This is a genomic window from Streptomyces sp. PR69 (assembly GCF_026420845.1).
GTDB lineage: Bacteria > Actinomycetota > Actinomycetes > Streptomycetales > Streptomycetaceae > Streptomyces.
Window position 1 is genome coordinate 1 of record NZ_JAOWCB010000011.1, and the last position, 12,996, is coordinate 12,996.

The window sequence follows — 12,996 nt, forward strand, 5'->3', positions numbered from 1 at the left end:
GCCGCGTACGGGAGGCGGCGCCGCGCCGGTCGTGGACGAGGAGCTCCAGCCCCTCGGCGATGCCCGCGGGCTCTTGGGGGCGCAGTGTGCGCTCACGCCCCTGGTGAGGGCGGAGCAGGAACTCACCGCCCGAGGTGCGCCGCAGCCGGTGGCTGCCCGCCGTGCCCTGGGCGGTGCGCTGCAGCGCGGGGGCCGCGCCCCGCGCCCGGTCCACGGTGAAGTGGAAGTCGCCTCCCGGGCTCTGCCGGGCGCGCACCGTCAGCTCGTCGAGCACTCTGCCCTCCAGGCACAGCTCCAGCCGTACGCCGGTCAGATCACGGCTGTTGACGGCGGCCCGGCGGCGCACGGCGGCGAAGGCGGCGAGCAGCAGCGCAAGCGCGGAGCCCGCGATGACCGCCCATCGCCAGCGATCCCACCAGGTGGGCGGGGCCTCGACGCGGATGCCGGGGAACGCGGTGTCGAGCACGGCGTCGTTCTGTGTGGCGTCCACCACGGCGAGGGTGCCGCCGAGTTCCCCGTACGGCGTGTTCTCCCCGAGGGACAGGGTGAAGCGGACGCTGGTGCTCTCGGCCGGCGGCACGGTGACGGTCGCCGGGCTGATCTTCACGGCGGAGCCGGGCGGCTGGTCGTCGAGGGTGAGCCGCAGTGTGTGCGGCACCGTGTCGTTGTTGGTGACGTCGAGGACGCCGGCGACCTCGTCGCCCGGCGTGACGGCGGCCCGGTCGACACTCAGCCCGGCGGTGACGGCCGGAACGCGGTCGGTCCGCTGGGTGCGCAGCGGGCGCCGGTCGGCGGTGACGCCCGGTGCGGACATCTCCGCGAGGAGTTCGAGTTCTCCCGCAGCCGTCCCGGGCACGGTGACCACGCCGGTGAAGCGCACGTCTCCGGCCTCGCGGTCCGGTTCCCTGCCGTCGTCGGCGAGCGGCACGGTGACCGGATCGAAGCCGCTGCCGGACAGCCGGGCCGAGACCTCGACCCCGTCCAGCAGCTCCGGGTCGGTGATCACGACGCCGCGCCGAGTCTGCATTCTGACCTCGACGACGGCCTGCTCCCCGGCGCGCGGGGCGGCCGGGTCCAGGGTGACCGTGGTGCGCAGCCTGCCCTGCCAGATCGCGCGGACGGTGACCTCGCGGTCCCTGTGGCCCTCCGGAGCGTCGATGTGCACCCGCCAGCGGCCCGGGAGCGGGTTCTTGATGCGCAGCGCCTCAACCGGGCCGTCCTGGCCGCTGGCTTCGAAGAGCGAGCCGTCGAACTCGCCGCGGGCGGGCACCTTGCGGCCCTTCGGGTCGTAGTAGGTCACCGACACCTTGGGGTCGCGCTTGCTGACGGTGATCGCCCCGTCGGTGGCGACCGGGGGGATGGCGACATGCAGATCGCCGGGCGGCGGGATCGGCGGCGAGCCCGGCACGACCCCGGCGCAGCGGGCGGCGGCGAAGGTCTCCTGGAGGGCCCTGTCGATGTCGGCGGAGCTGTCGACGACCCGCATTCTGGGGGTGGCCTCTGGCCGTTCGGCGCAGCCGTCGCGGTAGCCGCCCTCGGCCATGCGCGTCAGCGCCGCGCGGTCGATCCCGCTGCCGAAGCCGAGCGGCCAGACCTGTACGGAGGCGCTGCGGGCGCGGGCGAGTTCCTCGGTCAGCCGCGTGGCGCCGTTGGCCTGGCGGTTGGCGGGGTCGGTGCCGTATTCGGGGCTGTCGCGTACATCCAGTTTTCCGTCGGTGAGCAGGAAGACGACCTTGGGGGTGTCCTTGCGGGCGTCCTCGGTCAGCCGGTCGACGGCCTGGCGCAGGGCGGCGGGGAAGTCGGTGCCGGGGCCGGTGCGCCGGGAATCCCGGTCGGACAGGTCCGGTACGCAGTCGCTGAGCCGCTGCCGTCCCGCGGCGTCGGCCACGGTCAGCGGGCAGACTTCGCGCACAGGCGTCTGGCCGGGCTTCTCGGAGCTGGCGAATCCGATGACGACGGCGCGTGAGCGCTCCGATATCTCGCCCTGGCTGAGCAGCGCGGCGGCCTCCACCTCGCGGGTGAGGTCCTCGTCGGAGAGGCTCTTGGACTGGTCGACGACCACGGCGAAGTCAATGGGGTCGGGGCCGTCGTCCGGGGCCGCGGGGGCCTGGAGGGCGGCGGGGGCGCGGGCGGGCTCCAGCGCGGTCGCGGCCGCAGGGCCGGCCGGCGGGCCGGTAAGAACCAGCAGCACACCGGCCGCCGTCAGCGCGCCCGCCTTGCTTCTCAGGTGCATCGTCTCTCTCACCACAGTTCGCTGAAGAGGGCCAGCAGCCCGCCGAGCGCGAGAAACCCCACGCCCAGGCGCAGCCACCGGTATTTCGCGGCGAGCACGGCTCCGTGCACGCTCGCCTGGTCCAGCAGCCAGCCGGTGACGTTCTCGCGGGACGCGACGAGACGGGCCAGCAGATGTTCGGCGGAGGAGTGGGCCGCGAGATCGCGCAGCAGGGTGCGTTCGGCGCCGATCCTGGTGCGGGGCAGGATCACCGCGACGAGCATCAGCAGCCCGGCGGCCCAGCACAGCGCGGCGGCGACCAGCAGCGGCCCGGCGGCCGATCCCTCCGCGGGCGGCAGCGTGCCCCCGTCGGACACCAGGACGGCGAGGACGGCCACCGCGCCGGACAGCAGGATCGCCGCCTTGGCATCGGCGCGGCCGATGTCCTCCCGGACGGAGGCCAGCAGCCGTTCCGCCATGAAGCGGACGTCTTCGGGCGGGGCGTCGGGGCCGGGCGCGGCCGTCATTCGTCGTCCCAGTCGTCGAACGCCTCGCTGGGCCTGGACCGGCCGTCCGGCACGGAGTCCCGTTCTGAGGCGGGTTCGACGCGGGTCGGCTCGTACACATGCCGCCGCTCCCGGTCGCCGTCCGCGCCGGACCGACCGTCCGCGCCGAACCCGTCATCCGCGCCGAACCGGTCACCCGCGCCGAACCCGTCATCGGCGCCCAACCCGTCGTCGTCCTCCCAGGAGGGACGCCTCGGCTCCGGCCGGCGCGGCTCGGACCGCGGCCGGTGCGCGGGGCGCTCTTCAAGCTCGGGCCGTCCCCCGGCCGGCTGCGGCAGGACACGTTCGGCCACGCCGCCGAGGACCCCGCCAGTGCTGCGGCGCAGATGCTGGAGCACTTCGTACATCTGCTCGCCGATGTCATGGCGCTCCAGCACCCCGGTGTCGATCAGCCGGTTGAACAGGGCCAGGAAGTCGGCCTGCCCCTCCCGCTTCTCCTGCCGGATGGCGGCCCGGATCGCCCACTGCTTGTCCGGGCTCCGCGCCATGTGGTGGGCGATCTCGGCCTCTTCGCCGCGCCGCAGCAGGATCTCCAGTTCCCTCGCGCGCTCCCCGACCAGCCCGCGCTCGTACTGGTCCCTGCGGCGCTCGCGTTCGGCCTTGCGCTCGTCGGCGGCCATCTCCAGATCGATCTCGTGCCGCCGCCGCACCTTGCGCTGCACGGCCTTGCTCAGATCGACGAAGACGTGGACGCGGGTGCGCAGTCCCAGATCGCGGCCGATGGACAGCCGGCCGGCGCTCAGCTCGTCCCGTACGGCCTCGTCGGCGCGCTGCGCCTCGGTGAGCGCGAACCGCCGGGAGATGGCGCGCAGTCCGTCCAGGAGGTCGTCGTGCAGCAGCTCGGCAACGTCCCACACGCGCTGGGTGACCACCAGATAGGGGTCGGCCACCTCCCAGTGCACCTTGGCCAGGGCGTCGAAGAAGACGCTGTCCCCGGCGGCGGGCAGCCGGAGGCCGAACTCCGTGACGTTCCGGCCGAGCAGCACCTCGAAGACGGTGTACGGGCGGCTGAGCCACTGCCGCCGGTGGCTCTCGCGGCGGTCCGGCCACTCCACCACATGGCCGCCGTCCCGGTAGAGCACCACGGCGGCGAGCTGTCCGCTGGTGCGCCGGTACGGCGGTGCGCATTCGCGTACGAGGGGTCCCTTCGGGCGTTCGCTGAGGCCCCGCTCCGGACCGGGCTCCTCCGGGTCCGGGCGCTCGTCGGCGTCGGGCGAGGTCATCGGTCAGCTCCTTCCCCCACCGCGTCCCACATCCTTCCGGCAGCGGACTTGTCCATCGGGTCGTCCCGGTCCTTGACCAGCTCCTCCAGCAGGCCGCGCAGCCGGTCCCGGTCCCTGCGCTGCACGCCGAGCAGCGGCAGCAGTCCGCACACCGGCTCAAGCGCGACCTCGGCGTCCTCGGCGGCCCTGCGGAGCAGCCCGCCGAACGCCTCAAGCGCCGCCTCGCCGGAGCGGGCGACGGACAGCGTGCGCCGCAGAAGCGCGGCGAGCGGCTCGGTCAGCTCGGGCCGGGCCGCGAGCAGTGCGGTGAGCAGAGGACGTGACTGGTGCGGCTCCAGCGCGGGGACGTCGGTCAGCCCCCACAGGTAGGTGGTGCGGGTGTCGACGGCGCCGATCACCGACAGCAGCGTGAGATCGGCGAGTTCCCGCCGGCCGTCCCTGAGCCAGGCGCCGAGCCGGCGGACCACCGGCTCCGGCTCGTCGGAGGCGAGGAGCCGCACCACGCTGAAGGAGGCCGCAGGCAGAGCGGCCCCGTCCTCGTCGGAGCGCACGGCCTTGGCGAGGGCGTCGAGCGAGGCGCGCACGGAGCCTGCGGGCAGCCCGTAGCCGTGCGCCATGACGGCGGTGGTCAGCAGTGCTTCGTCGTCGCTCCCCGCCCACTGTTTCAGCAGGGCCTTGACCGCGGGCTGCACGGCGGCGTCGCGCGCGGCCTCGGCCAGCGCCGTGGCGGCGGCCATCCGGGCCGTCGGGCTGTCCGTCAGGGCCATCGGGCGGACCAGTTCGCCGTATCCGTGGATCCAGTCCCAGGAGCACAGGACGCCCGCGGCGATGGAGGCGCGCACCCACACCTGGGGGCGGGGGTCGTCGCACAGCACCCTGAGCCAGCGCGCCATCGGGCCGCGGGCGTTGTGATAGCCGTGCCACACCTCGCGCAGTACGGCGGTCGCCAGGCCGTCGCCCTGGAAGCGGACGGCGGTGACGGGGACGGCGGCGTCCCCCAGGTCGAGTTCGCCGTCCTCCAGCACGGCGCGGGCGACCATGGGGCGGATCTCGGTGTGCGTGCCGAAGAGCCTGCGGCCGACCGCCTCCCCCGGGTGGAGGGTCACGGCGAGTTCCCAGGCAAGGAGTTCGGCGGCTTCCGCGGTCAGGCTGTACGCCGAGCCGTTGAAGGCGGCGACGGCGATGCGGAAGGCGGCGGCGCTCAGCGCGGGCAGGGCCTCGGGCACGGTGCCGGGCCGGTCCGCTCCGGCGAACCAGGAGCGCGCCTGCGCGCGGACGAAGGCGGCGCACTCGTCGAGGAGCTGTTCGTCCGTCAGCTCGTCCTTCTGGCGGCGGGCCAGGAGTCCGGCGAGCCGGGCGGCTTCGCGGGGGCGCAGCTCGTCCAGGCCGAGGGCGGCGCGGACGTCGTCGCGCGCCGCGGTGTCCAGAGCGCGCTCCAGCACGCCGTCCGGCTCGTCCTTGAGCAGCATCCGCAGATGGCGGCCGAGGACCTCGCCGGCCGGGGCGGGCGGGCAGTACACGCCGTAGCGGCCGCGCAGCAGCCGGTCGGCCAGATCGCCGCTCTCCACCAGCACCACGCCGTACGCCCGCGCGGCACGCAGCTGTGCGCTGAACCGGTCCAGATGCAGCTCGGAGAGGCGGGCGGGGCCGCGCGGCCCGGTGCGGCCCTCATCGCCGCGGCCGCCCTGCTCGGGGGTGTGCTCCGCTTCGTCCGAGGACCATTCGCCGTCCGGGGGCAGCTCCAGCAGATGGCCGGTGCCGCTCTCCAGCATGTGGTCGTCGATCCGGTGCAGCCGGCAGCTGGGGTCCAGCCGGGTCACCCGGTGGTCGGTGAGCTCCGACAGCAGGGCGAGGGCGGTGGCCTTGCGGCCGCTGCCGGGTTCGCCGCACAGCACCAGCAGGCCGTCGGCGCGCAGCAGCTGCTTCATCCGCTGGTAGCCGGTGACCTCGCAGTACACCGTGTCGAGGTCGCGGAGCGTCTCGTGCGGGACGGCGCCGTGGACCAGGGGCGGCGCGGTGTCCCGGGCGAACTGGTTGATGAAGTAGTTGCCTTCGAATATCTGGCCGTCGCCGCCGATGTCGACGTGCCGCCCGGCGCCGCGCGCCCGGGCGAAGGTACGGCGGGCGGCGTGTGCGGTGCCCGCGCCGCCGGTGCCGCCCGCGCCTCCGGTCCTGCTGCGTACGGCCTGCTGGAAGGGGTCGGGTTCCGGCTGCTGTTCCGGGCCGTCCTGACCGTCCTGGCCGTCGGCGGAGGCGGGTTCCCGGCCGTCGTTCCGGCGCTCGTTCCGGCCGTCGTTCCCGCCGTCTTCTCTTCTGCCGTCTCCCCGGCCGCCTTCGTCCTGTGCCGGGGTGCTGTCGTCCTCGTCGCTCATGTCCCGTCCCCCTCACGGCGGCCGCGGGTCCCACGGTCTTTGCGGATGCCCGTGAAGCCGCCGTGGATCTGGTTGCCCTGGAAGATCTGCATATCGCCCTGGGCGCTGTAGTGCCGTTCGCCGCCGGGCGGCCGCGCCTCCCTTGCCGTCGTGGGAGGCCGCGGCGGTGGACCGTCCCCCTCCGGCCCACCGCCGGCCCCGTCCGCGGCCCGGTCGCCGAGCGGCGGCTCGGGCCAGCGGGGTATGTGGAACCAGGCCTTCTCTTCGGTCTCCTTGTTGCGGACCATGGCCTGGCGGTAGCAGTCCGGCTCCACGTAGCGCCCGCCCTCGGCGACCACGTTGGCGTACAGCCAGTCGGAGACGACGAGGAGCAGATCGGCCCGCTCGGCCCTGGCCATGATCTGCTTGGCCGGGTCGCTGTCGCACAACCGGCAGGCGAGGTCGACCGCACGCCCAACGAGACCCCTGCCGTCGTCGAGCACCAGTCCCGCGTGCATGCCGACGCGCAGCCGCAGCGGGCGGGCCCGGCCGGCGTTCAGCTCCCGCAGACTCTCGTACAGGGTGTCCACCCAGCGCCCCACCATCAAAGTGGGCGGCAGATCCGGCGGGAGAGCGGTGAGGATGCCGTCGCCCCGGTCCTCCTGGTGCATCCGCACGGGCTCCACGCCGACGGACGCGTACGCCTCCGCCGTCGCCGCGTACATCACGGCGCGGTCGCGCCTCTTGGCGTCCAGGCCGAGCCTGCCCGATCCGCAGGCGTCTGCGAAGACCACCGTTCTGGGGACGGCTTGCGCACTGCTCACGAGGACTCCCTTGACCTTGACGGTGCTGTGGCGCTTGGTGACGGAACAACTCTGGCCGGGCGGCGGGGGTCTGCGATGTAGCCGTTTACACAGTCGGCGGAGGTTTGTGCGGCGGCCCGCCGCCGGGGAAGCCGCGGCCCTGGGCGAGGCGGAACAGCGCCCGCATGTCGACGACGGTCACCCGGCGGTTGGCCGTGCGCACCACGCCGTGCTCCCTGAGCTGGCGCAGCGCCTTGGCGACGGCCTCCCGGGTGGCCCCGATCGCGGCGGCCAGATCGTGCTGCGGCAGCGGCAGTTCCACGACCGTGCCGCCGTCCTGTGTGCGGCCCGCCCGTTCGGCGAGCTCCGCGAGCCGGGCGGCCAGCCGCTGGAGCACGGTCGCGGAGGCGAGCGAGCGGCGTTCGCTGTCGGCGCTGCGCAGCCGGGCGCTGAGCTGCCGCATGATCAGCGAGGTGGCGTGGGGGCGGGCCGCGAGGAACCCCCGGAAGCGGCCCCCGGACACGGACACGGCGTCCACACGGCTCAGCGCGGTGACGGTGGCGCTGCGCGGGCCCTGGTCCACCGCGGCCAGATCGCCCACGACCTCGCCCGCGCCCCGTACGGCGAGAATGAGCCGGGCCGCACGCTCCGTCTCGACCGAGACGACCGCCCATCCAGACAGCAGCGCCAGGACATAGGTGGTGGTGTCACGCTCCCGGATCATCACCTCGCCGGGGCGGTACGAGCGGGGAGCGCCCTCGGCGAGCAGCGCGCGGCGGTCCTGGGGAGTGAGCGCGTCGAGGAAGGACCGGTCCTGACCAAACAGACTCATCGTCCCCCCACAACGGTCGATTCGGCCCTTTCTCCGGGGGACCACGCCTTCGCTGAGTGCCCGTTCTTCGCCCGTACCCGGCCTGTGTCTGGCCCGCACCAGTTGACGCCGTCAGCAACAGAGCTGGCATCGCGTCACTCTGCGGGGTCTGAACGCTAGAAGGCTGGCGGATGGTCGTCAACGCGGAGGACGTGTGCGCCCCTCAGCCGCAACTGTGCGCCCCTCGTGGCCCGGTCTGCACCGGATCTGCCCCCGCACGCGACGCCGCCGCGCCCTGCCCCGGGGGCTCCGCCCCCGAACCCCCGCGCCTCAATCCCCGCCGAGGCTCATGTGTCCTCAATCTCCCCCAGCTACCGCTGGGAGGCGCCCCCATGGGGGTACCCCCGGACGGGGTCTGGGGGAGGTAGCTGGGGGAGGAGTCTGGGGGGAGTTCGAGGACCGGGGTCCGGGGCGGAGCCCCGTAAACCCAGTCCGTTGGGGGCACATCCGTGGGGGTGCCCCTGGGGACACATCCGTGGGAAACCCCTGGGACACCTCCCTGGGGATACCCCTGGGACACCTCCCAGCAATAGCTGGGGGAGGTAGCTGGACAGGTAGCCGGGGGAGTCCGAGGACACGGCCTTCAGGCCGTACCGGGGCAGGCGGCGCGAAGCTGCCGTTCCTGGGGGGCGCGGGGCGCCAGCCCCGCAGCCCCTCCCCCCGAAGGGGGTCTGGGGGGCCTAAGCCCCCAGCTGCGGAAAGCGGGGATCCCCCTGCGCCCCGGGGCAATGCCGTTGCACCGACAGGCCTTCCCGGTCTCCGCCGGGCAGCTTTCCGCAGCTCTCCGGCCCGGGACCGCTGGATAAGGCAACGGCATTGCGCCCCGGGGCGCAGGGGGGGAGGGGTGGGGGGACCCCCCGGCCGTGCCTCAGAGGCGGGGGTCCACCGGCTCCGACTCCAGCGCCAGCACCGCGAACACCGCTTCATGCACCCGCCACAGCGGCTCCCCCTCCGCCAGCCGGTCCAGCGCCTCCAGCCCCAGGGCGTACTCCCGCAGCGCCAGGGAGCGCTTATGGCCGAGGAAGCGGTTCCGCAGCCGCTCCAGGTTGGCCGGGCGGGTGTATTCGGGGCCGTAGACGATCCGCAGATACTCGCGTCCGCGGACCTTGACGCCCGGCTGGACCAGCCGGCCCCCAGCGTCGCGGGCAAGCGCGTTCAGCGGCTTGACGACCATGCCCTCGCCGCCGCGGCCGGTGAGCTCCAGCCACCAGTCGGTCCCGGCCCGCACCGACGCCTCGTCGCCGGTGTCGACGATGAGCCGCCGGGTGACCTGGAGCAGCCCGCTCGCGTCGTGCTCGGCGAGCCGGTCGAGCCATGCCAGCTGCGCATCGTGCTCCACGGCGGCCAGCGAGCGGCCCCGCACGGCGAGGATCTGGAACGGCGCGAGGCGCACCCCGTCCAGGCCGTCCGTGCTCCAGCAGTAGCGCCGGTACGCGGCGGTGAACGCGGAGACGTCGGCGGTGCGCTCCCGCTGGGCGGTGAGCAGGCCGTCCACGGGCACGCCGCGCGCCGCGGTCGCCTCCAGGGCCGCCGACGCGGCCGGGAGCACCGCGCCCGCCGCGGCGCCCACCGCCGCGTACTGGGTGCGCAGCAGCCCCTGCGCCTTGAGCGACCAGGGCATCAGCTCGGCGTCGAGCAGCAGCCAGTCGGTGTCCAGCTCCTCCCACAGCCCGGCCGCGGCGACGGCGGTGCGCAGCTGCTTCAGGATCGTCTCCGTCATGGCCGCATCGTCGAAGAACGGCCGCCCGGTGCGGGTGTAGAGCGCGCCGGCCGTGTCCGTGTCGAAGCGTTCGCGCGCGGCGGCCGCGTCCCGGCAGACGAGCGCCACGGCGCGGGAGCCCATGTGCTTCTCCTCGCACACCACCCGTTCGACGCCGTCCGCCCGGTACTGGGCGAACGCCTCGGCCGGATGCTCCAGGAAGCCCGGTTCCTTCGAGGTGGCGGTGGGGGCCATGGTCGGCGGCAGATAGAGCAGCACCCGAGGGTCGACGGCGAAGCGGCTCATGACCTCAAGCGCGGCGGCCGCGTTCTCCTCGCGTACGGAGACACGGCCCATCTGGGCGGTCTCCACGATCCGCCGCCCGTGCACATCGGCGAGGTCGAGCGGCCGGCCCTCGCGGCCGCCCGGGGCATCGGAGGCGAGCGGCCTGACCGGCTCGTACCAGACCTTCTCGGCCGGTACGTCGACGAGTTCCCGCTCCGGCCAGCGCAGGGCGGTCAGCCGGCCGCCGAAGACCGCGCCGGTGTCCAGGCAGATGGTGTTGTTGAGCCAGGAGGCGCGGGGCACGGGCGTGTGGCCGTAGACGACCGCGGCCCGCCCCCGGTACTCCTCGGCCCACGGATAGCGCACAGGCAGCCCGAACTCGTCGGTCTCGCCGGTCGTGTCGCCGTACAGGGCGTGCGAGCGGACCCGGCCCGAGGTGCGTCCGTGGTACTTCTCCGGCAGGCCTGCGTGGCAGACGACCAGCCGGCCCCCGTCCAGGACGTAGTGGCTGACGAGCGAGCCGATGAACTCGCGCACCTGCTCGCGGAAGGGCTCGTCCTCGCGCTGAAGCTGTTCGACGGTCTCGGCGAGGCCGTGCGTGTGCTGGACCGTGCGGCCGCCCAGCCAGCGGCCGAGCTTGTTCTCGTGGTTGCCGGGCACGCACAGGGCGTTGCCGGAGGACACCATCGACATCACGCGGCGCAGCACGCCCGGGGAGTCCGGGCCGCGGTCGACGAGGTCGCCGACGAAGACGGCGGTGCGCCCGTCGGGGTGGACGCCGTCCTCGTAGCCGAGCTTGGCGAGCAGGGCTTCCAGTTCGCCGCTGCAGCCGTGCACATCGCCGATGATGTCGAACGGCCCGGTGAGATGGGCAAGGTCGTTGAACCGCTTCTCCCGCACGACCCGGGCGGTCTCCGCCTCGGCGGGACTGCGCAGGATGTGCACCTTGCGGAAGCCCTCGCGCTCCAGTCCGCGCAGCGAGCGGCGCAGCTCACGGCAGTGGCGCTGGATGACGCGGCGCGGCATGCCGGCCCGGTCGGAGCGCAGGGCGTTGCGCTCCGCGCACACCTCCTCGGGCAGGTCGAGCACGACGGCGATGGGCAGCACATCATGGGAGCGGGCCAGCTGGATCAGCTGGCGGCGGCTCTCGGGCTGCACATTGGTGGCGTCGACGACGGTCAGCCGTCCGGCGGCCAGCCGCTTGCCGACGATGTAGTGCAGCACGTCGAAGGCGTCGCCGCTGGCGCTCTGGTCGTTCTCGTCGTCGGCGACGAGGCCGCGGCAGAAGTCGGAGGAGACGACCTCGGTGGGCTTGAAGTGTCTGCGAGCGAAGGTCGACTTGCCGGATCCGGTGGCGCCGACGAGGACGACGAGGGACAGATCGGTCACGGCGAGCGTGCGTGCGGTGCTCATGCGGCCTTCACCTCCTTGTTCTTCTCCTTCTTCTTCTGGTCGGTCTGCTGTGCGGTGAACACGGCCATCTGGGTGGGCGGCCCCACCTCAGGGTCGTCGGGTCCGACGGGCGCGTACTCCACCTCGTAGCCGTACTGCTGCGCCGCGCCCCCGGCCCAGCGGCTGAACTCCTCGCGGGTCCACTCGAATCGGTGGTCGCCATGGCGGACATGCCCGGCGGGCAGGGACTCCCAGCGGACGTTGTACTCGACGTTCGGCGTGGTCACGATCACCGTGCGGGGGCGGGCCGCGCCGAACACGGCGTACTCCAGCGACGGCAGCCGCTCCGGGTCGACATGTTCGATCACCTCGCGGAGCACGGCGGCGTCATAGCCGGTGAGCCGCCTGTCGGTGTACGTGAGCGAGCCCTGGAGCAGGGTGACGCGGGCGGCCTGCCGCTCGCCCATCCGGTCCAGCTTCAGCCGGCGTCCGGCGAGGCCGAGTGCGCGCATGGACACATCCACGCCCACGATCTCGGTGAAGGACGCGTCCTTGAGCAGCGCCTGCACCAACTGTCCCTGCCCGCAGCCCAGATCGAGCACCCGGCCCGCGCCCGCGGCGCGCAGCGCGGCCAGGATGGCGTCCCGGCGCTGTACGGCGAGGGGCGCCGGCCGCTCCTCGGTGTCCGCGGTCTCGTCCACGGCGTTGTCCACATCCGCGACGTCGAGGTCGTCGGCCTCGGCGAGCCGGACCAGCTCCAGCCGGTCCATCGCCTCCCGCGTCAGGCTCCAGCGGCGCGCCAGATAGCGGCTGGCGATCAGCTTCTGCTCGGGGTGCTCGGCCAGCCAGCCGTCGCCCGCCCGCAGCAGTTTGTCGACCTCGTCGGGCGCGACCCAGTAGTGCTTGGCGTCATCCAGCACCGGCAGCAGCACATACAGCTGCCGCAGCGCGTCGGCGAGCCGCAGCTCCCCCTCCAGCACGAGCCGCACATACCGCGACTCGCCCCACTCGGGGAACTCCTCGTCCAGCGCCACCGGCTCCGCCGCCACGGAGCTCCAGCCCAGCGGCTCGAACAGCCGCCGCACCAGCTCCGCTCCCCCGCGCGCGGGCAGCGCCGGCACCTCGATCCGCAGCGGCATCCCCGCCGCGGCCCGCTCCGGCAGCGCGGCGCTCACTCCCCGCAGCGCACTCCTGAACACGGCGCTCATCGCCACGGCCAGCAGCGACGAGGCCGCATACGGACGGTCGTTCACATACTGCGCCAGCGCCGCATCCGGCGCCCCACCGCGCCCCTTCCCCTTCCCCCGCTTCACCAGCGCCACCGGATCCACCTCCAGCAACAGCGCCGCGGTGCAGCGCTCCGCGGACGCCTCGGGGTAGAAGACATGCGCCCGGCCGTACGCGGTGGAGAAGACCTGCGCCTTGTCCGGATGCTTATGCAGCAGAAACCCGAGATCGGTGGCGGGACGCTCTGGAGTGCCGGTGGTGGAAATCGTCAGGAACACCTGACCGAGTATGCGTGCCGCGCTCCTGAAAGAACAGCGGTTTTCCCAGGTGGGACGCTATGCGCGGACGTTGACGGAACAGTCGGGCG

General features: G+C 73.6%; 8 protein-coding genes. All 8 read right to left on the reverse strand.

All coding sequences use genetic code 11. From position 1 onward, the window contains the following. The coding region (locus tag OF819_RS13155; RefSeq protein ID WP_267243665.1) for a VWA domain-containing protein at window positions 1-2,233 on the reverse strand (2,233 nt) is incomplete at its 3' end. Between the two features lie 8 nt (window positions 2,234-2,241). Next, window positions 2,242-2,739 carry a Pycsar system effector family protein gene (locus OF819_RS13160; RefSeq protein WP_267243666.1) on the reverse strand — a complete coding sequence of 166 codons (498 nt, stop codon included), beginning with the start codon at window positions 2,737-2,739 and terminating at the stop codon, window positions 2,242-2,244. Further along, window positions 2,736-4,001, reverse strand: coding sequence for a hypothetical protein (locus OF819_RS13165; protein WP_267243667.1), 1,266 nt, complete (start codon window positions 3,999-4,001; stop codon window positions 2,736-2,738). Before OF819_RS13165 ends, OF819_RS13160 begins: the two co-directional genes overlap by 4 nt. Continuing rightward, a complete protein-coding gene (locus OF819_RS13170) occupies window positions 3,998-6,373 on the reverse strand; it encodes a hypothetical protein (RefSeq protein ID WP_267243668.1) in 2,376 nt (791 codons plus the stop codon). The genes OF819_RS13165 and OF819_RS13170 overlap by 4 nt, the downstream gene beginning before the upstream one ends. Continuing rightward, entirely contained in the window at window positions 6,370-7,176 is an 807-nt protein-coding gene (locus OF819_RS13175) for a hypothetical protein (protein ID WP_267243669.1), read from the reverse strand. The genes OF819_RS13170 and OF819_RS13175 overlap by 4 nt, the downstream gene beginning before the upstream one ends. Window positions 7,177-7,261: 85 nt before the next feature. Beyond that, a complete protein-coding gene (locus OF819_RS13180; RefSeq protein ID WP_267243670.1) occupies window positions 7,262-7,987 on the reverse strand; it encodes a Crp/Fnr family transcriptional regulator in 726 nt (241 codons plus the stop codon). Between the two features lie 907 nt (window positions 7,988-8,894). Continuing rightward, on the reverse strand, window positions 8,895-11,423 hold the full coding sequence (locus OF819_RS13185) for a polynucleotide kinase-phosphatase (RefSeq protein ID WP_267243671.1): 2,529 nt from the start codon (window positions 11,421-11,423) through the stop codon (window positions 8,895-8,897). Then, window positions 11,420-12,907 (reverse strand): 3' terminal RNA ribose 2'-O-methyltransferase Hen1, encoded by a 1,488-nt coding sequence (locus OF819_RS13190; protein WP_267243672.1) that lies wholly within the window; start codon window positions 12,905-12,907, stop codon window positions 11,420-11,422. The genes OF819_RS13185 and OF819_RS13190 overlap by 4 nt, the downstream gene beginning before the upstream one ends. Between the last annotated feature and the right edge of the window lie 89 nt (window positions 12,908-12,996).

Bases quoted from the DNA above. Each gene is read 5' to 3' on its own strand.
- OF819_RS13160 (WP_267243666.1), bottom strand. From the start codon at position 2,739: ATGACGGCCGCGCCCGGCCCCGACGCCCCGCCCGAAGACGTCCGCTTC.
- OF819_RS13165 (WP_267243667.1), bottom strand. From the start codon at position 4,001: ATGACCTCGCCCGACGCCGACGAGCGCCCGGACCCGGAGGAGCCCGGT.
- OF819_RS13170 (WP_267243668.1), bottom strand. From the start codon at position 6,373: ATGAGCGACGAGGACGACAGCACCCCGGCACAGGACGAAGGCGGCCGG.
- OF819_RS13180 (WP_267243670.1), bottom strand. From the start codon at position 7,987: ATGAGTCTGTTTGGTCAGGACCGGTCCTTCCTCGACGCGCTCACTCCC.
- OF819_RS13185 (WP_267243671.1), bottom strand. From the start codon at position 11,423: ATGAGCACCGCACGCACGCTCGCCGTGACCGATCTGTCCCTCGTCGTC.